14 protein-coding genes are annotated in these 26,806 nt (G+C 42.0%); 9 read left to right on the top strand and 5 right to left on the bottom strand.

From position 1 onward, the window contains the following. Positions 1–115 precede the first annotated feature (115 nt). A complete protein-coding gene (locus DBR40_RS13070; RefSeq protein ID WP_124560195.1) occupies positions 116–2,374 on the top strand; it encodes a glycosyl hydrolase family 95 catalytic domain-containing protein in 2,259 nt (752 codons plus the stop codon). A gap of 319 nt (positions 2,375–2,693) precedes the next feature. Here the strand turns inward: DBR40_RS13070 and DBR40_RS13065 are convergent, their stop codons facing one another. Further along, on the bottom strand, positions 2,694–3,506 hold the full coding sequence (locus tag DBR40_RS13065) for an MOSC domain-containing protein (protein ID WP_124560194.1): 813 nt from the start codon (positions 3,504–3,506) through the stop codon (positions 2,694–2,696). Positions 3,507–3,752: 246 nt separating this feature from the next. On the opposite strand from DBR40_RS13065, the gene DBR40_RS13060 reads away from it, so the two are divergent. Together DBR40_RS13060 and DBR40_RS13055 are read left to right on the top strand one after the other, a co-directional pair. Then, positions 3,753–4,487: a hypothetical protein gene (locus tag DBR40_RS13060; protein WP_124560193.1), complete on the top strand. Its 735-nt coding sequence runs from the start codon at positions 3,753–3,755 to the stop codon at positions 4,485–4,487. Between the two features lie 7 nt (positions 4,488–4,494). Further along, the gene (locus tag DBR40_RS13055; protein ID WP_124560192.1) at positions 4,495–6,516 is read left to right on the top strand and encodes a plastocyanin/azurin family copper-binding protein; all 2,022 of its coding nucleotides are present in this window, start codon (positions 4,495–4,497) and stop codon (positions 6,514–6,516) included. Between the two features lie 77 nt (positions 6,517–6,593). Here DBR40_RS13055 and DBR40_RS13050 read toward each other — a convergent pair whose 3' ends face one another. After that, a complete protein-coding gene (locus DBR40_RS13050) occupies positions 6,594–10,538 on the bottom strand; it encodes a two-component regulator propeller domain-containing protein (protein ID WP_158674047.1) in 3,945 nt (1,314 codons plus the stop codon). A gap of 211 nt (positions 10,539–10,749) precedes the next feature. On the opposite strand from DBR40_RS13050, the gene DBR40_RS13045 reads away from it, so the two are divergent. From DBR40_RS13045 to DBR40_RS13020, 6 genes are all read left to right on the top strand, one after another. After that, a complete protein-coding gene (locus tag DBR40_RS13045) occupies positions 10,750–12,246 on the top strand; it encodes a glycoside hydrolase family 88 protein (protein ID WP_233603882.1) in 1,497 nt (498 codons plus the stop codon). Positions 12,247–12,379: 133 nt separating this feature from the next. Then, positions 12,380–15,529 (top strand): SusC/RagA family TonB-linked outer membrane protein, encoded by a 3,150-nt coding sequence (locus DBR40_RS13040; RefSeq protein WP_124560190.1) that lies wholly within the window; start codon positions 12,380–12,382, stop codon positions 15,527–15,529. A gap of 19 nt (positions 15,530–15,548) precedes the next feature. After that, positions 15,549–17,240, top strand: a complete 1,692-nt coding sequence (locus DBR40_RS13035) for a RagB/SusD family nutrient uptake outer membrane protein (protein WP_124560189.1) — start codon at positions 15,549–15,551, stop codon at positions 17,238–17,240. Between the two features lie 76 nt (positions 17,241–17,316). Further along, the gene (locus DBR40_RS13030) at positions 17,317–18,906 is read left to right on the top strand and encodes a DUF4955 domain-containing protein (RefSeq protein ID WP_124560188.1); all 1,590 of its coding nucleotides are present in this window, start codon (positions 17,317–17,319) and stop codon (positions 18,904–18,906) included. Positions 18,907–18,981: 75 nt separating this feature from the next. Further along, a complete protein-coding gene (locus DBR40_RS13025; protein WP_124560187.1) occupies positions 18,982–20,457 on the top strand; it encodes a sulfatase in 1,476 nt (491 codons plus the stop codon). A gap of 21 nt (positions 20,458–20,478) precedes the next feature. Continuing rightward, positions 20,479–21,999, top strand: a complete 1,521-nt coding sequence (locus DBR40_RS13020; protein ID WP_124560186.1) for an alpha-L-fucosidase — start codon at positions 20,479–20,481, stop codon at positions 21,997–21,999. A 180-nt stretch (positions 22,000–22,179) separates the two neighbouring features. On the opposite strand, the gene DBR40_RS13015 is transcribed toward DBR40_RS13020, so the two are convergent. From DBR40_RS13015 to DBR40_RS13005, 3 genes are all read right to left on the bottom strand, one after another. Further along, positions 22,180–22,887, bottom strand: coding sequence for a FadR/GntR family transcriptional regulator (locus DBR40_RS13015; protein WP_124560185.1), 708 nt, complete (start codon positions 22,885–22,887; stop codon positions 22,180–22,182). A gap of 214 nt (positions 22,888–23,101) precedes the next feature. Next, a complete protein-coding gene (locus DBR40_RS13010) occupies positions 23,102–24,163 on the bottom strand; it encodes an HlyD family secretion protein (protein WP_158674046.1) in 1,062 nt (353 codons plus the stop codon). 314 nt (positions 24,164–24,477) lie between these two features. Continuing rightward, entirely contained in the window at positions 24,478–26,700 is a 2,223-nt protein-coding gene (locus DBR40_RS13005) for a peptidase domain-containing ABC transporter (RefSeq protein WP_233603881.1), read from the bottom strand. Between the last annotated feature and the right edge of the window lie 106 nt (positions 26,701–26,806).

The following is a 26,806-nucleotide window of genomic DNA, read 5'->3' as shown; positions in this document are numbered from 1 at the left end:
TATATTAGCCGTCAAACGTTTGCGTAATTTTTAGGCTATTCTATTATAATTAAATATCGGTATTTTAGAAATTGATACAGTAAACACAAATGCTAATCATTTCTAAAAGAACCAAATGAAAACTAAAGTCACTATCCTCTTACTGCTTATCTGCTTTTCTTTTGCAGGTTACGCACAAAGGTTAAAACCTTACAATCTTTCCTTTCCTAAACTTGCCGATAAGTGGGATGAAGCCATGCCACTCGGTAACGGTATGCTTGGTGTATTAATATGGGAGAAGAACAATAAACTTCGCCTTTCTTTAGATCGTGCCGATTTATGGGACGAGCGCAAAGCGATGGACATCTCTAAATTCAACTTCAAATGGGTTGAAGAGCAGGTACATAAAAACAATTATGCTGCCGTACAAAAACTGGGCGATGAACCTTACGATAGGAGCCCGTTCCCAACTAAACTGCCTGCTGCCGCTATGGAGTTTGATCTGGCTAAACTGGGTAAAGTGGTAGCCAACGATCTCGATATCGAAACCGCTTTAAATACCATTAAATTCGATAACGGAACCGTATTTAACTGTTACATTCATGCTACCGAACAACGCGGCTATTTCAGTTTCAGCGACTTAAAAGCTACCGATTTGTTGCCAGCCCTGATTGTACACAATTACAGCAATAACCAAACCGAGAAAGGCGATAATAGCCATGCTGGTGTAGGTTTGCAAAAACTGGGTTACGGCAAGGGCACGGTTGTAAACACCGCCAATAGCGTACGTTACCATCAACCTACCTACGATGGCCATTATTTTGAAGTACTGGTGCAATGGCAAAAAACAGGCAAGAACAAAGTTATTGGCTCTTGGACCATTACCAGCGATAAAACCGCAAGCTTGCCTGCTATTTCTGCAACTGCTAAAGAGCCTACAGGCTGGCCTCAACACACCGCCTGGTGGAAAAATTTCTGGAGTAAATCGAGCATTTCGGTACCCGATCTGGTTATTCAGAAGCAATATTACCTCGAAATGTATAAATTGGGTAGCGTAGCCCGTAAAGGCGCACCAGCCATTACTTTACAGGCCGTTTGGACAGCCGATAACGGTAGTTTACCACCGTGGAAAGGCGATTTTCATAACGACCTCAATACCCAGTTAAGCTACTGGCCAACTTACACCGGTAACCGCCTGGCAGAAGGAGCAACCTTTACCGATTGGCTTTGGAAAATCAGAAACCGCAACCTGAGCTATACTAAACAGTATTTTGGTGTTGCAGGCTTGAATGTGCCGGGGGTGGTTACGCTAAACGGCGACCCTATGGGCGGCTGGATCCAGTATTCGCTTTCGCCAACCGTTGGGGCCTGGGCTTCGCAGCACTTTTACTGGCAGTGGAAATACAGTATGGACGATGCTTTTCTGAAAACAAGAGCCTATCCATACATTCATGATGCCGCAACTTTCTTAGAAAACATTACCCGGTTAAAGGATGGTGTGCGTAAATTACCGTTAAGCTCCAGTCCAGAGTTTAACGATAATAGCATTAAAGCCTGGTTTTTAGAATGGACCAATTTCGATTTATCGCTGGCTAAGTTTTTATTTAAGGCAGCGGCCGAAGTAAGCCAGGCCAACGGTAAAGAAGCCGAGCGCAAACACTGGTTAACTGTTTTGAGTCAATTGCCTGAATACGAAATTAACGAAACCGGATTTACCATTGCACCGGGATCAAATTTAACCAGCTCGCACCGCCATATGTCGCAATATATGGCCATTTACCCGCTCGATTTGCTTGATGCCAATAAAGAAAAAGATAAAACAGTAATCGATAACTCTTTAAAACGCATTGAAGAAATGGGTACCAGAGCCTGGTGCGGTTACTCTTTTAGCTGGATGGCTTCTTTGTACGCCAGGGCTTACCAGGCAGATAAAGCGGTAAAACAACTCGAAATCTTTGCCAGTAATTTCTGTTCTGCAAACAGTTTCCATTTAAACGGCGATCAGAAAGGTGGCCAATATTCAGGTTTCACCTATCGGCCGTTCACGCTCGAAGGTAACTTTGCCTTTGCACAAGGCCTGCAGGAGTTGCTGGTGCAAAGCCGCAACGGTTATATACAGGTTTTCCCGGCAGTGCCGCAAAGCTGGGCTAATGTTTCATTTAAAGATTTACGTACCGAAGGTGCCTTTTTGGTAAGTGCTGCCAAAGAAAATGGTGTGCCTGCAAAAGTAAAAATCTATGCTGAGAAAGGCGGTTTGCTACGGGTTAAGCTCCCTTTTAAAACTTATGTAGCTAAAGATGTACCTGCAGGAAGTGTAAAAATGGGCGATGATGGAATTGCTGAGATAAAGCTTAAACCAAAGCAAACTGTGACCTTTGAGAATGGTTATGAGTAGTTTTTAATTAGGAGTGCCGCTACAGATAATCGTCATTTCGAGCGGAGTGCAACGAGCCGAGAAAGCTGATTAAAGATCTCTCCCCGCCTGTACGGGCAGGCATTTCGCTGCGCTTCAGTCGAGATGACGATTTTCTATTAGATTTGTCATCCTGAGCTTGTCGAAGGACCTACGTAAAACATTGTGAGGCGTTTCGACAGGCTCAACGTGACAAACCTTAAGGAGGATCTCCATAGGTCACCGTCATTTCGACCGCAGTGGAGAAATCTACTTATCCTAATCCCGTGGTTCGTGTCCGCACGAACCATTATTCTATTCTTTACTTCCAATCCACAACCCTAATCTCATCTCCGGTACGGATAATACCCAGTGCCTGGGGAATAAGGTTCTGGCCGAACATTATTTTTTTATTCAAAGTGCGGTAGCCCGCTAAGGTGCGCAAAGGTTCCTGTCCTTTTTCGCCGGTTTGCTGGTCGATGGTAATTAATACACAGCGGGCGCAGGGCTTTACAGCCGAGAAGAGGATATCGCCGATGTAAAAAGTTTTAAATTGATCTTCCTGATGTGGCTCACCACCCGTAAACACAAAGTTAGGGCGAAACCTATCCATCAATACCGGTTCCTGTAATTTTTCGTTAAGTCCGTTTAAGGCAGCCTGGCCAATCATCAGGCAGGGATAACCATCAGCGAAGCTTACAATCTCGTCATTCGAGGCATAGTCACGGTCAACGAAACGCTTCTCTGCCAAGGGCATTTTTACCAGCTTTACCTTAAATTTCAAATAAGCCGAAAACCACTCACTCACCTCAGCATTTACCTCCAGTCCTGTAGAGGCATCGTTCCAGATACTTACCGGAATGGCGGTGCCAGCATCTTCATCCAATCCAAAAGAAATATGCAGTTCTGGTGTAAGTTTATGCGCTACAGTTAGTTTTCCATCAGCAATACTTACCTGTAAAAGTGCCAGCTCAAAATGTTTTCGCTGGGTAATAAAAGTGCCATCTTCATCAACAAGCATCCACCTTCTATCGTATTTAAGGCCTTTATCTTCTAAGTGTGCTTCTTTAAGGCGAAAGCCACCCAACGATTTAATCGGGTACACGTATATCTCTGAAAGGGAGAACTTGTTCATGCTTTAAAGTTAAAAAACAAACAGCTAATTATTGCAGGTTATTGTGTAAGCAATGTCAAAGGTTTTAGGGGCTGCTTTCCTTTTTGTGCTATCGTTTGCATACTGTATTGTGTAGTTTAATTTATTGATTGTTAATTGTTTGTGTTTATTTTTAATAATTGTGTTGCCAGAGTTTTTGTAAACTGATTTGCTTATGATATATTTGTTATGCAACCGATTGTTATGGCTGCCTTAACCAAATAAAAAATGAATTATAAACGATTGATGTGCTGCCTGGCGCTGTTTATCTGCTGTGGCACCTACGCTATGGCTCAAAATGCAAGCCCTTACCTCATCAATGCCGCAAGCAAACCCTATTTATTGCGAAGTTTCCTGATGTTTGAAGGCAAGAAACGTACCCACGTAATTTCGGTAGGTACCCCCGAAAAGGTAAACTATGCTTACGATTTGAAACAAGGTGCTTTGCTGCAGGTATGGCGTGGAGATTTTATGGATGTAACAGAAATGTGGAAAGACAGGGGAGAACCCCAGCTGGCCAAACCTTTGGGTACGGTTTTACCGCTTTCTGCGGCACCAGCCCTTGCTGTGCTGACAGATAAAGATGCTGTCTGGCCCGATTCTATAGCTTTTGATGACCTCCTGAACAAGGGGTACGCATTAGATAAAAGCAAAATGCCTACATTTTTATACGCCGCCAATGGTGCCGATGTGACCGATAAAATAGCCGTTCAAAATGGCGGTACTGCATTAAGCCGCACCATTAGCATTAGCAACAGCAAGCAGCCACTTTATTGCCGTATTGCTGCGGGGCCCACTATCGAAGCCCATAAAAACAATACCTATAGTGTTGGCGATAAAACTTATACCATAAAGGTTGCCGATGGTACAAAAGCGTTCATCAGAAAGACCCAAAATGGCAAAGAACTGCTTGTACTATTGGCCAATGGAACCGATTCGTTAACCTATTCGCTAATCTGGTAATCAAAACATGAAAAAATTAACATACTTATTGCCGCTTTTGTTACTGGGTGCTGGTTTGGTAAGGGTAAAAGCACAAACAGAAAGCCAGATTTATCCCATTGTAACTATACCCATTCCAAAAGAAATAGCACTCGAAGTGGGTGGAATGACCTTTTTACCAAACGATGAGCTGGCTGTGGCCACCCGTAAAGGAGAAGTGTGGATTATTACCAACCCATACATGAAAGATGGGCAACAACCCAAATACAGGTTATTTGCACATGGTATGCACGAAATACTGGGCTTAAATTATATTAAGGGCGATATTTACCTTACCCAACGTGCTGAAATTACACGCCTGCGCGATTTGGATGGCGATGGCGAAGCCGACGAATACAGCACCATGTATTCGTGGCCCCTATCGGGCAATTATCATGAATATGCCTATGGCCCTATATTGGATAAAGATGGCAACATGGTGGTTACCCTAAATGTGGGCTGGATTGGTTATGGCGCAAGTTTATCTAAATGGCATGGCTGGATGCTTAAATTTACACCCGATTTTAAGTTAAAACCTTTTGCAACAGGTTTCCGTTCGCCTGCGGCGCTGGCACTGAATGGCGATGGCGAAATATTTTACGCTGAGAACCAGGGCGACTGGGTAGGCTCGGGCAGCATTACCCATGTAGAAGAAGGCGATTTTGTTGGCAATCCTGCTGGTTTGGTATGGGCAGATGAGCCCGGCTCTCCGGTAAAGCTGCACAAAAGTGATATTCCGGATACAGGTGAGCCCAAGTTTGAAGTGGCCAAAAGGGTACCCGGGCTAAAAAGCCCTTCTGTATGGATTCCGCACTCTATTATGGGTAATTCTACATCAGGGATCTTAAATTATTCGGATAATGGCAATATGGGGCCTTTTAAAGGACAACTTTTTGTAGGTGATCAATCGCAGAGTAATATTAACAGGGTATTTTTAGAAAAAATTAAAGGCGTGTATCAAGGTGCAGTATTTCCATTTCGCCGGGGATTTTCTTCCGGAATACTCAGAATGAACTGGGGGTCGGATGGCAGTATGCTGGTGGGCATGACCTCAAGGGGCTGGTCATCAACCGGAAAAGCCGAGTACGGGTTGCAGCGCTTAACCTGGTCGGGCATTATGCCATTCGAGGTACAAACCGTAAAGGCGCAGCCCGATGGTTTTGAGCTGGAGTTTACTTTGCCGGTTGACGAAAAAACAGCCCGCGATGCCGGCGCGTATAAACTATCAACTTTTACCTATAAATACCACCATATTTACGGAAGTCCGGTAATTAACCAGTCGGCCCGTAACATTAAAGCAGTTGTTGTTTCTCCCGACCGAAAACGTGTGCGTTTGGTACTTGATAGTTTAAAAGAGGGTTATATCCACGAAATCAGAATGGAAGGATTGCGTGCCGAAAATGGCAATACACCTTTGCTGCACAATTATGGGTATTATACCTTAAACAGGATTCCGGATGGAGAAAAGATAGTCTTAACTGTCGAAAATAAACCCACAGGTAAGATGGAGGGGGAGCATAGTATGGCAGGAATGGAGCATCACCAAATGGGCAATATACCTGCAAGCGGCGGTGCTGTTAAAGGTAATACCGATGCCAGTAAGCATGTAATCAGGCAGCCCGAAAGTTGGGACAAGGGACCAGACAAAACTATTTTACTGGGAACCAAACCAGGCCTGAAATTCGATATAACCAATATTACTTTAAAGGCGGGCACAAAAGTGAAGTTAACCTTTGCCAATGCCGACGATATGCTGCACAACTTTGTGCTTACCACACCAGGCTCGGGTAATGCGGTAGGCGAAATGGCTTTAAAAATGGGACTCGATGGCGAAAAGTACGATTTTGTTCCCGGTAGCCCAAAGGTGCTGGCACATACGGTTTTACTGCAGCCCGGTAAAGCAGATACCATTTATTTTACGGTGCCTAAAACACCTGGCGTATATCCGTTTATTTGTACCTACCCTGGCCATTATATGGTTATGAAAGGCCAGATTAAAGTGGTTAAATAACATTCGGGCTTAACAGCCAAATTATTAAAAGCAGATTGAGTGTAGCTATCAAACACTTAATCTGCTTTTTTTATGCTTTAATTTTTAATGTAGTGGCTTGGTGTAATGCCGTAAACCTTTTTAAACTCGCGGCTAAAGTACTTTACATCGTTAAAGCCTACCTGAACAGCTACCGAAAGAATAGAAGTTTCTCCCTGCTGGAGTAGCGTAACGGCATGTTTTAAACGCTGGGTTTTAATAAACTCATTTAACGAAAGATTAGTAAGCGCACTAAATTTTTTATAAAGTACTGATTTACTCATCCCTATTTCTAAAGTTAAGGCTACAATATCGAACTCGGCATTGGCTAAATTCTCTTCAATAACAAGCTGTAGTTTCGATAACAGCTTTTCATCAGCCGAAGCATTTGGCTGATGGATAATTGGAGGCAGTTGCAGCTGATCGCTGTATTTCTTTTGCATGGCCGTTTTTAAAGCCAGCATGTTATGGATATTAAGCTGAAGAATTTTGTTGCTGAAAGGTTTGGTAATATACACATCAGCGCCGTGTTCTAAACCTTGTATTTCATGTACCTGTGCCGATTTTGCCGTGAGTAGAATTACCGGGATGTGTGAGGTGCGGACATCTGTTTTGATTTTTTTGCAAAAGGTTAGCCCGTCCATAACCGGCATCATAATGTCGCTGATAATCAGATCAGGTAGGGTAGTGCTTGCAATTTCCCAGCCCTGCAAACCGTTCTCACTCACCTGTACATCATAATCATTGGCTAACGATTGCTTAATGAAATCTCTCAACTCCTTATTATCTTCTACAATCAGAACAGAGGGCTTGTTATTGTTAGCGGCGACTGTTGTTTCCGTAAGCGGGCTTTCGGTAGCATAATCGGGCTCGTGTTGCAGTTGGTAGGCTTCAGATACGGCTGCTTCGCCGGTATAAGCCCCTGTTAAATGGCTATTGCCCAGTTGTAACAATACTTTAAAAGCAGTGAAACCCCGTTCATTTGCTGTAGCTAACCTGCTGTTTACCCTGACCTCTCCCTGGTGTAGTTCTACCAGTTTTTTAGATAGTGCCAGGCCAATACCGGTACCCATACTTTGGTCTTCCTGATAAAAATTCTTGAAAATATCGTCGATGTTATAAAGTGCAATGCCTTTCCCATTGTCGTTAACCGTAACAGAAACTTGCTCAAGGCCGTTTTGTTCAATCACCAAGCTAATTTCGCCATCGGCAGGTGTAAATTTAAAGGCATTTGATAATAAATTGAAGAATACCTTTTCCATTTGGTTTTTATCAAAATAAACGGGTATGGCTTCATCAGTTGTTTTAAAAGTATAAGTTATGTTTTTGGCTTCAGCAAGGTGCGCAAAATTTTCAAACACGCCGCGTAAAAAAGCCACAATATCTGTTTCGGCAAAGTACAAGCGCAGATTTTCAGAATCGGCTTTTCTAAAGTCGAGCAGCTCGTTTACCAGGTGGTACAACCGCTCGGTATTGTTCTTAATGGTTAAAGCGTATTGGTGTACAACGGTATTATTGGTGGTAATCTCTTCAAGCTTCTCCAGTGGCCCTAAAATAAGCGTAAGTGGTGTTCGTATTTCATGCGATATGTTGGTAAAGAAATCCAGCTTCATCTGGTAATTTTTCTTCTGGTGTTCCGCTTCAATATGTTCCAGATAAAGCTCTTGCTTTAGCTTAGCCTTCGCCCTGAAAAATTTAATGATATAGGCAACTATAAAATAAATGGCTATGGCATAAAGTAAATAAGCCCAGATGGTTTTCCATATTGGCGGTAAAACGGTAATGGTAACCGATTTGATTTCCCTGCTCCAAATGCCATCGTTATTGGTTGCCTTAACCAGAAAGGTATAAGTTCCTGCTGATAAATTGGTGTAGGTGGCAGTGGGTACTTCGACATTGTTCCAGTTGCTTTCAAAACCTTCCAGCTTATAGGCATATTTGTTTTTACTCGGTTTTATAAAGTTTAGTGCCGAAAACTCTAAGGTAAAATTGTTCTGCAGGTGGTTAAAAGTGATGTTTTTACTCAAGTTAATATCTTCGGTAAGCAGCCTGGTTTCATCATTAATTTTAACCGGGTTATTAAAAAGCTTTAAGTTCGAAAGCACCACTTGAGGGGCAGTATTGTTTTTTTCTATTTTCTGCGGATCGAAGGTAACAAGGCCGTTAAAGGTGCCGAAAAACAATGCTCCGTTGGCAGCTTTGTAAAAAGAGCTGGTGTTAAACTGATTGTCGGGCAAGCCATCCAGCATGTTAAAACTCCTGAAAAAGCGGGCTTTGCGATCGTATTTTACCAAACCATTATCGGTACCAATCCATAAATTGTTTTGATTGTCTTCAACCAAGCTTAAAATGTTATCGCTGGGCAGGTTGTTTTTATAGTTAAACAGCTCGAAGGTTTTATTGCGCTGATTGAGCAGGGCTAAACCTTTGTGGTAAGTACCCAGCCAGATATTTCCTTCACTATCCTGCTGAATGCAGTTAATATTCAACTTAAATGCATGGTCTGGTTCACCTTTGTAATTTTCAGGCTGTATGGTCAGGTTAGGCGAGAGGCTGTATAAGCCGGCTGGTGTACCAATCCAGATCTTGTTCTGGCGATCCTGAAAGAGTGCAGTAATTTTTTTATTAAATCTGCTGTTGCTACCCGCTAAATTTAACAGCTGAAAACGTTTGGTTAAAGGATCAAAAAGGTTTAACCCTTCGTCGGTACCAACCAGTACCTGCTGCCCGCGGCTTACCAGCAGGCAATTCACATTGTCGGATGCGATATTGTTGCTGTTATTTCCAATCCCCTTGCGCTTGTACACGGTAAATTTTCCGGTTTGAGGATCAAAATAACTTAAGCCTCCAACTGATGTGCCGATTAGTACATGCTGATACTGATCAATCGCTATCGCTTTAACCAGATTGGAGCTAAGGCTGTTTGTATCGGCTGGCGAATTCTTATAGCTGATAAACTGATTGCTCTGCCTGTTAAAATAATTTAAACCACCAGCTTCGGTACCTACCCACAGGTTATGCTGCTTATCTTCGACTATAGCGCTTACTATACTGCTGCTGATGCTATTGGGCGAGAGGTTATTCTGATAGCTTTTAAAAGGGGTATTAACCGCATACACCACGTTTACACCACCAAAAAAAGTACCTATCCAAACCGAGCCGTCTTTATCCTGAAAAATATCATGAATGGAGTTTTGGCTTAAACTGTTTGCATCGGTAACATCGTGCTGGTAATGCTGAAAAGTAAACGAATCCGGATCGCCGATAGAAAGGCCATCCTGTGTGCCAATCCACATCTTGCCATTTTTAACCGAAATGATTTTCCGGATGTTATTGTTAACCAGGTTTCTTTTATCGGCACCGTTTTTGGCAAAGTGGCTAATCTTTTTGGTAGCCATATTCAGGATTTGTATGCCATTGGTTTTGGTGCCAAACCACAAATTGCCGTTTTTATCCTGTGCAATGGCTTTAATCTGGTTGCCATAAAATACATCAAACGCAGCCTCCTGATGCAACAGGACCTTTAGCTTTTTGTTGCTGAAAAAAAGTTCGTATAAGCCAACCGAAGTACCTACCCAGATATGCTGATCCCTATCTTCAAAAATTTCGCTAACCTCGTTACTGCCTTTACCCAGCTGGATGGGAATAATTTTTTTACTGTTTGCCGCAATAAATTTTAATCCGGTTAAGGAGGCTATCCAAAGTTGCTTTTGTTTATCCTCTACAATTTTGGTAATCCCTGAGCCAATTGGCATAATATGCTCGAAAGATTCGTTAACGGGGTTGTATAGGTCTAAACCACTGTTTATTACCCACATGCGCTGGTCGTTCCTTATTTCCAGGCATTTAATAAAATCGTTTGAAGAGATTGAACCGGTATTTTGCGGGTCGTTTTTGAAAATCCTGAATGTGCGGCCGTCAAAGCGGTTTAAACCGTATTTTGTACCCAGCCAGATATAGCCTGTAGTATCCTGATTGATAGATAACACCGAGTTATTAGACAAGCCGTTGCTGATGTTTAAGTGGTTGAAAATTAGTTGGCTACTTTGGGCGTGGCTTTTAGTGGCATTAAAAAAAATGCAGTAAAGCCATATCAATACCAATGAAAATCGAAGAGCCTTCAAATTTTTGTCGTTAAGTTCTGCTTGTTATTTGGTTTAAATGCTATTGGGTAGCGCTATTATTACTGGCAATCGTTCCTAATATCTAACCGGGATGAAGCGATTTGCATTAGCAATAATCAAATTTAGGAATGAAAAGGAAATATTTACCCTTTTTAAGGAAAAAAATTACCCTTCAACTGGCAGAACTACAGCAATTTCGAATAAGACAAAAGGCCGGGTAAACAGTGCCACATGGAGGCTTACAACATTTACACCACCTTTTACAGAACGAAAAGAACCGGATACACCTGGAAACAGGCATGCACTAACCAAATTAAAAATGATAAAGAGAAATTTACTGATCGCCGCTTTTACTTTTGCTTCGTTAACCACTATAACGAGTACTACCAAAGCCCAAACCGAAGAAAAGTTTATTACGCATAACCTGGCCCTGTGCCAAAAACAGGTAAAAGAAATGTTGGGCAGCAAAAGCCTTACGGCTACAGCTTTTCCGCAAACAACCGATAAAGAAGGGAAGCTGCGCAGTGGTGGCTTGTACGAGTGGACTACCGGCTTTTTCCCGGGCAACCTCTGGTATGCTTACGAGGCCAATAAAGATGCCGCACTAAAAGCACAGGCTATACAGTGGACAGAAAAGTTAGCACCCCTGCAAAACTTTACCGAGCATCACGATTTGGGTTTTATGATGTACTGCAGCTACGGCAATGCTTACAGGCTTACCCAAAACGAAAACTATAAGCAGGTTTTAATTAATTCGGCCAAAGCATTAAGTACCCGCTTTAATCCGGTTACAGGTTGCATTAAATCGTGGAATGTGTTTAAATCGTGGCATGGTAAAGAGAACTATAGCTTTCCGGTAATTATCGATAACATGATTAACCTGGAGTTGCTGTTTGCTGCCTCAAAAATATCGGGCGATACCAGTTTCAGGCACATTGCCATTACACATGCACTTACTACAATGAAAAACCAGTTCAGACCCGATTACAGTTCTTACCACGTAGTTTGTTATGATGATAAAACAGGGAAGGTACTGGCGCGCGAAACTGCACAGGGCTATTCAGATAACTCAACATGGGCACGTGGCCAGGCCTGGTCTATATATGGTTATACCATGACCTACCGCGAAACCAAAGATGTTCGCTTTTTAAAAATGGCCCAGGGTTTAGCCAATTATTTTATCGATAGCAAAAACCTGCCTGCCGACTTTGTACCTTACTGGGATTTTAATGCCAACCAGGCTGGCTATACACCGGGTGTAAACTCTAATGCCAATAACATTAAGGTAAAATACCGCGATGCTTCTGCAGCAGCAGTTACTGCATCGGCCCTGTTAGAACTGAGTACCTATACTACAGGTAAAACTGCCAAAAAGTATAAAGATGCAGCCGTAAAAATGCTTCACTCGCTGGCCACACCAGCATACTTTGCGGCAACAGGTACCAATGCCGATTTTATTCTGAAACACAATGTAGGATCGATTCCGCACAACAGCCAGATCGATGTACCTTTGGTATATGCCGATTACTATTTTATGGAGGCATTACTCAGGTACAAGAAGCTAAAGGCAGGATTAAAACTGTTTTAAGAAAATTTAACTCAGTGTGGTGAAAAAGGATAATTTTCACCCCTAAAAGGAAAAAAATACCCCTTAAATTTACACTTGAAGGGTAAATTTGATATCAAACAACCAACTATAAACTTTTTATTGAATTAGTGTTATGAGAAGAATTCTGCTATTTTCAGTCTTCCTACTGACCGTCTTTTCGAGTTCTGCCCAGCAGAGTAAGATAATAACCGGAACCGTTACCGATCAAAAAACAGGGGAAACCCTGGCCGGTGTTAGTATAAATATTAAAGGTACAACCAATGGTGCAGTTAGCACCCGGGCCCAGGGCGAATACAGTATTAGCGTACCTACCGATAAGCCAATTATTTTGGTGTTCAGGTATGTAGGCTACCACGCCAAAGAGGTAACTGTAAACCAACAAAAAACAATAAATGTAACGCTGGCCGAGCAAAACAACGATCTGGATCAGGTGGTGGTAGTGGGCTATGGCACAGTGGCCAAAAAAGACCTTACAGGTTCGGTAAGCTCAGTTAAAATGGCCGAGTTAAACAAAGCACCGGTACGTTCTTTCGATGAGGCTTTAGCAGGTCGTGTAGCCGGGGTGCAGGTAACCTCGGCCGATGGCCGCCCGGGTTCGGGGGTTGATATTGTGATTCGTGGTAATAACTCGGTTACGCAGGCCAACAGCCCCTTGTATGTGGTAGATGGTTTCCTGATCGAAGACCCCAATAACAATGTGGTTAATCCGGCCGATATCGAATCGATAGACATTTTAAAGGATGCATCGGCAACCGCTATTTACGGTGCCCGTGGCGCCAATGGAGTAGTGGTAATTACCACCAAAAAAGGTAAACAGGGCAAACCAGTATTTAGTTTCTCAAGCACCTTAGGTGTGCAGCGCATGGCCAAAAAAATGGAAATGATGAGTCCTTACGAGTATGTAAAATACCAGCTAGAACTTACGCCTGCTTTAACCGGAACACCAGCTACACCTACGCAAATTTATCTTACCGATGGAAAAACCGTTGATTATTACAATGGTGTTAATGCGATTGACTGGCAGGATTTGGTTTCGCGCACAGCTGTGTACAACAATAACGATTTTGCGGTAAGGGGTGGAACCAAAAAACTGAAATATGCAGTTTCTACTTCAACAGTTAACCAAAACGGTATTTTATTAAATTCAAATTATCAAAGATATACCGGCCGTGCAGTAATTGATTATGCCATTACCGATAAGTTAAAAGTAGGTATTAATGCCAATTACAGCTTCCTTAAACAAAAAGGGATAGACCCCACCAGGGGCGAAAATGGTGCTACTACCAACGTAATGACTTCTATTCTGGGCATGAGGCCAGTTCCTTCCGAAGTGTTTGATCTCGAAGATTCTTTCCAGGATCCGGATATGAACGCCGCTAACGATTACCGCATCAACCCGGTTATCAGCTTGCAGAATTCGTACAATGTAACCACTACACACAACATTACCGCCAATGGTTATGCCGAATATGCAATTCTTAAAGATTTAAAACTGAGATCATCTTTCGGTATTATCGAAAATAAATCCGAAAATGATGTATTCAACAACACCAAAACCTCTGCAGGTCGCCCGGGAGGAGTAAACGGCGTAAATGGAAGAATCAGCAATAACAATTACAGTAACTGGTTAAACGAAAACACGCTTACCTGGGATAAAAAAATAAGCAAAAAGTCGAAGTTAAACCTGTTAGGAGGATTTACACTTCAAAAAAGACACACTTGGAGCAATGGCCGCTCAGTAACCCAATTGCCTAACGAAGACCTGATGTTTGATGGCTTTGACCAGGGTGTACAGCAAAGGGTCGATCCTTCAGCATCCGATTGGACCATGGCTTCCTTTTTAGGCCGTATCAACTACAATTACGATTCTAAATACTTATTTACCGCCTCTTACCGCGCCGATGGATCGTCTAAATTTCCAAGCCAAAACCATTGGGGTTACTTCCCTTCGGCAGCTATTGCCTGGCGGTTTGATCAGGAAAATTTCCTCAAAAAATCTAAAATACTATCAGAAGGTAAATTGCGTGTGAGTTACGGACAAACTGGTAACAACCGCGTAGGCGATTTCGATTACCTGACCAATTATTTCAATCCGATTGTAAATACATACACTTTCAACAACGAATACGTACCGGGGGTAATCCCAACCAAACTGGGTAACTCCGATTTGAAATGGGAAACTACCGAACAGGTAGATGCCGGTATTGATTTAGGCTTTTTTAAGCAAAGAATTACCTTCAGTGCCGATGTATATAGAAAAGTAACCAAAGATTTATTGTTAAACACCCAATTGCCACCATCGGCAGGCTTTGGTACCGCATTAAAAAACATTGGTAGTGTAGAAAACAGGGGTTTGGAGTTAACCTTAACTACTCAAAACATTGTTACTAAAAATTTTACCTGGACTACCAATGCCAATATTGCCTTTAACCGCAATAAACTAATTTCGCTAGCTGAAGGGCAAAACACCCTCGAGAGTACCATTAACTGGGATGCCGCCTGGCGTAACGTAAGCGCTTATGTGGCCGAAGTAGGCCAGCCTTTAGGTTCTATGTATGGTTACGAGTGGTTGGGTACTTATAAATATGCCGATTTTAATACCTCCGTTAATGGCAGTGGTGTTACCGTTTATACTTTAAAACCAGAGGTTGCTACCAATGGAAATACTAGGGCTACCATCCAGCCGGGCGATATTAAATATAAAGACCAAAATGGCGATGGCGTAGTAAATGCCCAGGATTACGTTAAAATCGGAAATGGTTTACCAGCCCACACCGGTGGTTTTTCTAATAATTTTACCTATAAGGGTTTTGATTTAAATGTTTTCTTCCAATGGTCATACGGTAACGATCTTTTAAATGCCAATAAAATGCTGTTCGAAGGAAATACAAATGGCCTGGGTAATTTTAATCAATATGCGAGCTATGAAAACCGATGGACACCACAAAATGCCGAATCGGAGATGTTCCGTACCAGGGGCTTTTTTGGAGGCGGATATTCATCAAACTATGTAGAAGATGGTTCTTACCTGAGGCTAAAAACAGTATCGCTGGGCTATAACCTCGATCCGAAGGTGATTAAGAGAATTTACCTTAAATCGCTAAGGTTCTTTGTATCGGCACAAAACCTGGCCACTTGGACCAAATATTCGGGAGGAGACCCTGAGGTAAATACCTACCGTTCGGTTTTAACACCAGGATTTGATTTCTCTGCCTATCCGCGTGCCCGTACTATAGTTTTTGGTACAAACATTACATTTTAATCAAATAAATTATTTCAAGATGAAAAAGATATATGTATTATTAGTTTTGGTGGCCATTGCCAGCAGCTCTTGTAAGAAATTCTTAGATACCCAGCCAACCGATAAAATTGCACTTGAACAATATTATACCGATGAAACAGGCTTAACCCAGGCATTGGCAGGGGTGTACGATCCGCTGGGTTCGGGTAATGTGTACGGCAATTTGCCAAATGGTTTCGAAGCTTGTACCGATGAGGGCTATTATGCCCGTTCGGGTACAGTAACCGGCATACAGGTATTTAATTTCGATCCTTCCAATACCAACGTAACCAATTTATGGACCGACCTTTATACCGGAGTTAACCGTGCCAACGATTTAATTGCACACATTGATGTACCGCAAATGGATGAAGGCAAGCGGCAGATTATATTGGGCGAGGCTTTATTTTTAAGAGGTTACTACTACTTTATGCTGGTTACCCGCTTTGGCGATGTGCCTTTAAGGTTAGCGCCAACCACAAGCCCTAACGATGTGCAGTTAGCCCGCACCAAAACGGCTGATGTTTATGCCCAGATATTGAAAGATATGACCACAGCCGAAACAAAAGTGGCCACTTCTACCGCAATTGGTTACCCCAGCCGCGTTTCAAAAACGGTAGTACAAGGTATTCTGGCCAGGGTTTGCCTGCAAATGGCAGGCTACCCGCTAAACGATACCGGTAAATATGCCGAGGCACTGGCCTGGACTAAAAAAGTAATCAGCTCGGGCGAACATAGCCTGAATACTACTTTTAGTACCGATGCTGTATTTAGTGGTTTTAATGAAACTTTGCCATCGGTACCGGCCAATTCCAATAATGCCTACCGCCAGATCTTTATTAATGCTGCGCAGGAGATTTACAATACCAAAGAGAGCATGTGGGAAATTGAATTTAAAGGTAACCGTGCCGATGGTTATTTCGATCTGGGCCCTTTGGGGAGCCAGGTGGGAATTACCATGACACCATCGGCAGCCAATTCGCCCTTGTATTCCTATCCGGGTTATTGCTATGGTTTTATAAAAGGAACCGCACGTTTATACAATAAATACGATGCAACCGGAAAAGATTTACGCCGCGATTGGGTACTCACAACCTATACCTGGACCGTTAACAATACCACCAATACTGCTACCAAAACGGCTATTGCCAAAACCGTACAATACGGCAGGGATATGGCCAAATGGAGAAGGGAGTACGAACTGCTTACACCTAAAGATAAAAACCAGACCGGAATTAACTTCCCGGTGCTGCGCTATGCCGATATCCTGTTGATGTTTGCTGAAGCCGAAAATCAGGTAAATGGCCCGACAGCCGAGGCTTACAATGCCATTAACCAGGTGCGCCGCAGAGGTTACGGGTTGCCGGTTGCGGCAGCTAGTGTTGTGGCCGATTTGACCGGACTTAACAAAGCTACCTTTCAGCAAGCTATAGAAGACGAGCGCATGCGTGAATTGTGTTTCGAAGGCTTGCGCCGCATGGACTTAATCCGCTGGAATAAATTTGTAAGCACCATGAATTCGGTTGGTGCCGAAATGGGCGCTGCACCTACCAGTGGTGCACTAACTTCGGGTAACCAGCAATATGGTGGTTTAGGCGGTAAAAATGTTACGGCAAGAAATTTATTGTTTCCCATTCCTTCTTTAGAAATGTCGTCGAACAAATTAATAACTGAAAATAACCCGGGCTGGTAAATAGCCGCTAATACGTAGAATCTGCCGGAACACAAAACCGGCAGATTTTATTGTTTTGGCTCATCACAATTTAGGTATGGCTTTAAAAACATTTATTTTAGGTTTAATTACGTTCAGTAGCCTATCGCTGCAGGCTCAGGAAAGCACGATATGGCAGGATTTTAAAACGGCTAAAAGTACAGGTGTCACACCTGTTTTGCCCGATTTCTCTTATGCCGGCTACCGCTACAGCGAAGAAGCCATCCCCACGGTAAACTATAAGGTTTTCGATGTAACCAGCTTTGGGGCCGTTCCAAACGATAATATATCGGATAAAAAAGCATTTATTAGTGCTATTGCAGCAGCAGAGGCCAATGGCGAAGGGATTATTTATTTCCCCAAAGGCCGGTATCTGTTTAATACCGCTAACGACGATCAGCAGGTGATCCGCATTTCAGGGTCGAAAATTGTACTAAGGGGAGCGGGTAACGGAAAAGGGGGCACTGTTTTGTTTTTTGATAAAGATTTGCCTCCTGCCAATCCAAAGCAAATGTGGTCGGTACCGATGGCCATAAACATTGGTGCAAAGGGTGCCAATAAAAAACTGGCTGATGTAACAGCCAACGCCCCGCGCGAAACCCACATCATTGAAGTAAGTAATGCTTCCAAAATTAAGGCTGGCGACTGGATTATCCTCGAGGTAACCAATAACAGCCCCGAACTAATTGATTACGATTTAAAAGGTATAAAACCCGATACTAGCTGGGCTTCGCTGATTAAAAAAGGGGTGCAGGTTAATGAACGCCATCAGGTGGCTAAAGTAGACGACAACAAGCTTATGCTTGTAGAACCCATCCATTACGATGTGCAGGCCAAGCACCACTGGACCGTTTTGGGCTTTGCCCATTTAAGCGAGGTAGGGGTCGAAAATATTGTTTTCGAAGGCAACTGGCTAAAGAAATTTGTGCACCACCGCTCTGCACAGGATGATAGTGGATGGAGTATTCTGAGTTTAAACAAATCGGTAAACTCTTGGGTAAGAAACTGCACCTTCCGCAATGTAAACAACGGTTTAACCATCGGGGCATCGGCAGCCTGTACTGCTATTGATTTGGTTTTTGAGGGCAACATGGGACATAATTCTGTCGATGCCGCTGGTGGTTCGACCGGTATTTTGCTGGCCAATATTACCGATTTAACCGGTATGCACCATGCCGTAGGCGTAGGTGGCGGAAGCACTACCGCTACAGTAATCTGGCGTTCGAGATACCCCGAAAATACCTGTTTCGAATCACATTCCTCGCAACCCCGCTGTACCCTGCTCGATCAGGTAACCGGAGGCCTGTCTGACGGAAGGGCGGGAGGGGCCATATTTAATATGCCCAACCATGGCCGTAATCTGGTGCTGTGGAACTACAAGCAGTTAGGTGCTGCCAGAAAGAATTTCGAATTCTGGCCAGCCAAATCAATCTGGTGGAAAATAGTGCCGCCCATAATTGTGGGTTATCATGGTGCCGAAACCACGTTTAATAAAAACCAGGTACAGGTATTGGAAAGCCTGGGTAAAGCCGTACAACCCGAATCGTTATTTGAAGCCCAATTGGAATTAAGATTAGGTAAATTACCGCAGTGGATAGCCGAAGAGAAAAAGAAAATGAAAGAACAGGATAATCTGGCCGAAAAATAAGAGGAGCAACAGAAAGGAATAAGCACATACCCGGCACAGCTGCCCATAATGAAAACTGATAAAAACCCAAGACGAATGAGCAATAAAAAATATCCTCCGTATATTCTGTTTTTTCTATCCCTGTTAGTTGCGTTCCCGGCCATGGCACAAAAGGGTACGAAAGCTAAAACTAGCCCAAATTTGTTAATTATCATGGCCGATCAGTGGAGAGGGCAGGCACTGGGTTTCGAAGGCCGCGAGCCGGTATTGACGCCCTATTTAGATCAGTATGCCAAAGAGAGTTTGGTGCTGAGCCAGATGGTGAGTAATTACCCCGTTTGTTCGCCAGCCAGGGCCATGCTCATGACCGGACAATACCCACTCAAAAACCATGTTTACAGCAATGTAAACTCCAGTTCGGCCCCTTTCGGCATCGAACTTCAAAAAGATGCCGTATGCTGGTCGGATGTATTGAAACAGAACGACTATTCGAACGGTTACATAGGTAAATGGCATCTCGATTCGCCTTATCAACCTTACATTCCTACTTCAAACAACACAGGTAAAGTAGCCTGGAACGAGTGGACTGCGCCAGAGCGCAGGCATGGTTTCGATTATTGGTATGCTTATGGTACTTACGATGAACACAACAAACCCATGTACTGGGATACGGGCGATAAACGCGATGATTTTAAGTACGTAAACCAATGGGGCCCTGAGCACGAAGCCGATAAAGCATTGGCTTACTTTAAAAACGAAAGCCGAAAAATCCGTAAAAATGGTGCGCCTTTCTCATTGGTGGTTTCCATGAACCCGCCGCACTCTAATTACCGCACCGTACCCGAAAAATACTATAACCTGTACAAAGATGTTCCTTTGACCGATTTGGTAAAAGATCCCAATATCCCGGCAGCAGGTACGGCATTTGGCGATCAGTACCGTAAAGATGTTCGTTATTATTATGCCAATATTACTGGCGTAGATGAGCAGATTGGCCGCATTTTACAAGGTTTAAAAGATGAGCACCTGGAGGAGAATACCATTGTGGTCATTATGGCCGATCATGGTAACTGTTTAGGTAAACATGACGAAGAATCCAAAAACAACATCTTTGAAGAGTCGCTGCGGATTCCTTTCATTGTAAACTGGAAAGGTCATATCCAGCCCCGTAAAGATGATACCTTTTTAGGCAGTTTACCTGATATTTATCCAACCCTTTTAGATTTGATGGGATTAAAAAATAAAACACCAAAAGATGTAGATGGTAAGAGTTACGCCCAGTATTACCTGAATGGTAAAGGCGAAAAACCAGCCGAACAGTACATTTTAGGAGCCATTGGCAGCAGTAATGTAAACATTAACACCGGTTTCAGGGGCATTCGTACCAAGGACTATAAGCTGGCTTTTGTGAAGAAAAAGGGTAAAGGCGCATATGAGCTTTACGATTTAAAAGCAGATCCTTTCGAACTTAATAACATCTACCAGCCGGGTTTACCCATCGTAACAAAGCTGCAGCCAGTTTTGCTGCAGTGGCTGGAAAAAACAAAAGATGCCTTTGTTATCGGGAAATAACCTTAATTCATGATTTAAGCAATGAAAAGAAATTTAATATATAAGTGCCTGGCATGTTTGCCATTGCTTGGTACTGTTAACCTTGCGGTTGCACAAAATAAAGAAGCCGATAAAGTAAAAATGGAGCACGCCCAGATTGGCATTGTTGAAGATGCAAAATCGGGCTACAAGCATACCACCCACCCCGGAGCACAGTGGTTTCCGGAGGCTGGTTTAGGTATGTTTATCCATTGGAGCATTTCATCGATTAAACAAATAGACCTCTCGTGGCCCATGATGGCCGGCACCCAGATTGGCTGGCGCTCGCCCAAAATGGATTCGGCATCGGTTAAAAAGATTATGGATTCGGGCAATTATTTTGCCGGAAATGGCTGCGAAAAAACAAACAGCTGTATTACTCCGGTTGAGTATTGGGCACTGGCCAAAGACTTTAATCCTCAAAACTACGACCCCGAAAAATGGATTAAAGCAGCCAAAGCAGCCGGTATGACTTATGCGGTGCTTACAGCAAGACATCATGATGGTTTTGCCCTGTGGCCAAGCGCTTATGGTAATTTCAATACCAAAAATTACATGGGTGGCCGCGATCTGGTAAAAGATTATGTGGCCGCCTGCAGAAAATATGGATTAAAGGTTGGGATTTATTACTCAGGACCAGACTGGCACCAAAATGGCGATTTCCAAAATTTCATGTACTATGGGGTAGGTAGGGATTACCCAAATATCCCGGTGCTGGATGAAAATTTAAGGCCTCGGACTACCGTAAAAACCGAAGCTGAAAAGCAGGTTCATTACAATGAAATGGCTGCTTATGTAAAAGGGCAGGTTACTGAGCTGTTAAGTAATTACGGGCAGATTGATATGATCTGGTTCGATGGCGCAGCCGATATTTCGCGTGGAAATAAAGCCTGGGATAAATGCATAACCATGGCCGAAATCCATAAACTGCAACCCGCCATAGTGGTAAGTCCGAGATTTTTCGGTTATGGCGATTATAAAACCTTTGAGCAGGATAAAGCATTACCCAAAACCAAACAAGATGGCTGGGCCGAACTTTGTACGACCATTACCGATGGCGGTTGGGGCTATACCGGCAAGCCTTTAAAGCCCGTATCGCTGGTGCTTAACAATCTGATTAAGTGCAGGGCCAACAACGCCAATATGCTGTTAAATTACGGGCCAACCAAAGAAGGGGTACTTACTCCTGAAATGTACGCCAGCCTGGCCGAAATTGCCAGTTGGATGAAAGTAAATGGCAGTGCCATAAAAGGTGCACAGGCACTCAATGCCAGCGAATCTGCATCGGTACCGGCCACTGCAACTGATAAACACCGTTACCTGTTTTTACTGGCTCCTAAGAAGGGCGAAAAACCAGTCGATGAACAGGTGACTTTTAGCACAAAGGGAAGTATTAAAAACGTAAGTCTATCAGGTAATAAGGCGCCCCTTAAATACAGCGTAGAAAATGGGCAACTTACTGTACAGGTACCGGCAGCATTAAGAACCGCACTGCCCAATGTTATTGATCTGGAATTGAAGTAAGCAGAAATCGGGTTGTTTTATGGATTAAATCACAGTAAAGATTGTAAAGGACTATAGAACCTTCCAAGTATGAATGAGTTAGAAATGAGTGCCAGCCTCCATCGTGCCTGATCGAGGACACAGTAAAGAATAATGAAACCTATGGTTTTTGAGAGGCTTTATCTGATGCAATAGAATCAATTAACTCCCAGTTCGAAAAAGCCTGTCGAAATGATTTCCTAAATGATTGCGCATTGCATTGCGAAAACTTTCTGCTGAACCGTGTTTAAGTATTTCGACAAGCCCTTTGTGGGTAACAAATTTATCTTTGGCTTCATAAGGTTTGAACAATCCGCTTTTATGGACATAATCGAAAATAGGAAGTAACATAGTCTGAAATTTTTTAAGCATATTGTTTCCGGTGATTTCATAAAGCTTCCCGTGGAAAGCTATTTCCTGTGAAATCTGAAAAATCCCGTTGTCAGGTGCGTCCGGCTCTGTTTGTACAATTTCTTCCAGAATTTTAATATCACTATCAGTAATCCGCTCAAACAGTAAATCTGCCATTCCAATTTCAAGAACAAGTCTCAACTCGAAAATTTCTTTCAGTGTGCCCTCATCCAGCACAAATGGGTTCATGCTCTTACTGATTATTTCAAATATATCCGGACTCGTGATAACGGCACCTTTCTTCTTCCTTGATTCAATTAATCCCCTCAATTTTAATCTAACCATAGCTTCGCGAACTACGGTACGGCTAACTCCAATAGCTTTGCAAAGCTCCATTTCGGTAGGTATGCTATCTCCAACTTTTAATTTTTGATCCTGAAGAAATTTCACCAGCTGAGCTTCTACCCGATCAACAAGGGATGTAGTGTCAACTTGATTAAAAGTATTTATGTCAATCATGCTAAATTGTAGTTATGATGCAAATATAAGCATTGTAAAGAGTATTCGACATCACCTTAACTCAACAGTTTGGAGCGCAGCCATAAAGTTGGCTTGGTTTATTAGAGACTGACCTGACTGGTTGGCTTGTTCCTATCCAAGATTATCGATTGGTTATAACGGGGCACAGTATAATGAATATATTTGGTGTGTTTTTGGGCGTAGCCAAGGTGCTTTACTTGTTCAAAATGTATCTAAGATTTCCGAAAAGTCTTTGCAGTAATCTTTGGTCGTTTGTAATAATCTCAGCTACACCCGTTGCTTCAGCCTTAAAATCGAGCTTAGCCCCATAATTGGTTTTCAATTGTGCAGGAAAATCAACAAGAATCATATAGGTTTCAATATCAGCCTTATCAGTCTTGGTTATGTTTGTAGTAAGAGAAATGGATTTCACCCTTCCCTCAATCGTACCGTATTCCATAAATGGATAATTATCTAGTTTTACAATGACCTCTTGGCCCGCTTTGATTTTACCGCTACCGGTTGCCGGGAGAATCAGCTGTCCGAAGGATTTCTCCTCCTTTGGTACTATGGTAAAAACCTGCTCACCATTTTGAACGAATTGATTTTCCCTGTAAAATTTCAAAAACTGTACTTTTCCGTTAAAAGGAGATTTAAATACGAATTTTTGTTCCCAGTTTTTAATGTTGTCAAGTAAGTCATGATAAGCTGAGATTAGTGCTATTCGAAGTTCTTTTTCCTTTTCCGGCTTTTGAATACCGAGTTCCTGTAACTTGCTTTCTGTCTGTTTTAAAGTTTGTCTTGCGTTGATTGAATTAGTGATTAGGTTTTGTAAAGCATCTTTATTTGATAAAAAGCTCATTTCCGTTTTGTCAAATTCAGCTTCACTAATTACTTTCCTTGTAAATAGAATAGAGTCTCTTTTGAAAAATTTATAGGCATAGTCTAAATTATTTTTGGCCATCTCGATTCTTTTTGTCGCTGTAGTTATGGCATTGTTTTGTTCATGTAAGAGCACACGCAAGTTTTCATCCTGTTTATCATATAACCGGTCAAGTTTGTAGTTGCTAAATTCCTGAACGGCATTAACAAATGAATAATACTTTACATTGAGCTCACCCAGCGAGAAGTTATGGGGTAATTTCTGTAGTATATTTAGAATATCATCATTGTTGGGGTTATACACTTTAAGCAAACTATCAATTTTGGTTACATTGGTAGGCGTGGTCGAGTTTTCCAGATAGGCAATTATTTGTCCTTCCCTGACGATATCCATGGATTTTATACTATTCAGTTTAAGTTTGCCATTGTTATTGGCGATTAATTTAAGCGGTGAAAGGTTGGTGTTAACAGTAATCTGGCCTGTTACTACATCAGGATATCTAATTACCCAGCCGAACAAAAAAAACAGTACAAATAGAAGTGAAAGCACTGCCGTAACCCAAAATCCAAACCGTTTTGGCATCCTATCAATAATATTTTGTACTTCTTCCGTTCTCGCATTTGTAAGGTATAATTGTTCCTCGTTCATTTTAATAGTGTGTTTTGGCAAAAATAAATTTGGTTAGAAATATTATCAGCAAGCTAAAATTAACTGCTGATTGTCTCGCTTAAATCCAGTTGGGATTGGACTAGTTGGTGATACCTTCCTTTAGTCTCCATTAAGCTATTATGGTTACCAACCTCGACAATAATCCCGTTTTTCATTACAATAATTTGGTCAGCCTTGCGGATAGTGCTTAGCCTATGGGCCACTACGATTACAGTCTTATCCCTAAAAACATCATCCAGTGCCTTGGTAATCTTTTGTTCATTAATAGTATCCAGGCTATTAGTTGCTTCATCGAAAAATAAATAATCGGGGTTTTTGTACAATGCCCTGGCAATCAATATCCGCTGTTTTTGCCCGCCGCTTAAGCCTCTGCCTTGTTCCCCCATCAGTGTTTGATAACCCATAGGAAGGGCTTCAATTTCCTGAGCAATATTGGCTGTTTCTAAAGCTTTTTTTAATCGCAGGTAATCTATTTTTTCATCCTCTAGCGTGATATTATTTAGGATGGTATCATTGAAAATTTTTCCATCTTGCATTACAGCACCACATTTATCTCTCCATTGTCGCAGACTGATATTATTAATATTCATGTTGCCTATCAGGATTTCGCCGTAACTGGGTTTGTATAAGCGCAATAGTAATTTTAGCAGAGTAGATTTGCCGCTACCGCTATCGCCTACAATAGCTGTGATTTTACCTTCTGGGATAACCAGGCGGATGCCCTGTAAAACGGGTTTGCCATGTGGGGTATATTGAAACGCCAAATTTCTGATGACAAGACTTTTGTTTTCTGGTAACTCTACGCTATTTGTCCCAACGTTTTCGTGTTCGTCCTCCAATTGGTGTATTTCGTTAAGTCTTAAAAAACTAATTTTAGCAAACTGATAAGATATAATGAATTGAATGAATTGCACCACTGGAGCGTTTAACATGCCAATGATGAATTGAGTGGAAATCATTACTCCAAAGGTGATTTCGCCAGCGATTACAGCTTTAGCACAATAGAAGGTAATAAATAGGTTCTTAAGGCTATCGATAAACTGAGCACCAAGGTTTTGGGTGTTGGTAATGCTCAGTACCCTTAGGTTAACCTTATAAAGGCGAGCCTGTATATCTTCCCATTTCCATCTTTTCTGCTTCTCATAATTATTAATCTTGATGTCCTGAATACTTGCAATGGTCTCTACCCAATAACTTTGGTTTTTACTTACCAGATCAAAATATTCCCAATCTAGTTTCTTACGGATATTAAGAAAAGCCATTACCCATGAAACATAGATGAGGCTTCCGATTAGAAAGATATAAAAAATTACGGGGTTATAAATAAACATGATCACGCCGAAAACCAAGAATGTTAAAGCCGAGAAAATCATATTAAGCGAATTATTCATGATGAAACTTCGTATCCGTTCATGATCTTGAGCACGTTGTAAAATATCCCCAGTCATCTTATTTTCAAAGAATGTTATCGGTAAGCGCATGAGTTTAATAAGATAGTCGGATATCAAGGCGATATTAACCCTGCTTGTGACGTGCAGCAAGATCCAGTCCCTAACCAGATTACTTAATAGGATACTTACGACGATAGCTATATTCGCTATCAAAACAATATTTATAAAGTCAATATCCTTCGTCTGGATTCCGACATCAATTACAGCTTTGTTTATAAAAGGTAAGAGCCCCTGAAGTACAGTGACCATTAACATGACAATAAATAGATTCGAAAAGCTTTTTCCGTAAGGCTTAAAGTACCCGATAAAATTATCAAAAGTCTTCTTCCGCTCTATTTTTTCATCTCCTTGGCGCTGCTCGAAGTCAGCTTGTGGCGCTATTGCCATCAACATTCCCTTTTGCTGATTTTCCTTATACCATTTTTTGATAAAATCCTCCGAGTTGTATTTGATGTATCCTTTAGCCGGATCAGCAACATAGATATAGCCAGTAATTCCTTTTTCTTTACTTCTTTGGGCATTAACCTTATAAACGACAACAAAATGGCTATTGTCCCAGTGCAGAATAGCCGGCAATGATAGTCTAAGTAATAAGTCATCGATTGTACATTTTAGAGATAAACTCCTTAGACCAATTTCCTCGGCGGCATGACTTAAATCTAAAAAAGAAACACCTTCTTTACTTACACCGCATTTATCTCTTAAGTATTGCAGAGAATAAAATTTACCATAATGTTTAGCTATCATTTTTAGGCAGGCCGGTCCACAGTCCATCATGTCGAGCTGCATATCGCAAGGGAATTTTTTCAAGAGTCTAAAGGGGGATAAGCGTTTAATAATTTTTACAAAGCTTGAAAAAATATTTTGATTTCAGGTTATTTCTACTGATAATTGTTGTATTAAATAATACATAATT

This window comes from Pedobacter sp. KBW01 (genome assembly GCF_003852395.1).
Lineage (GTDB): Bacteria > Bacteroidota > Bacteroidia > Sphingobacteriales > Sphingobacteriaceae > Pedobacter.
This window is presented reverse-complemented; position numbering and strand designations above follow the sequence as displayed.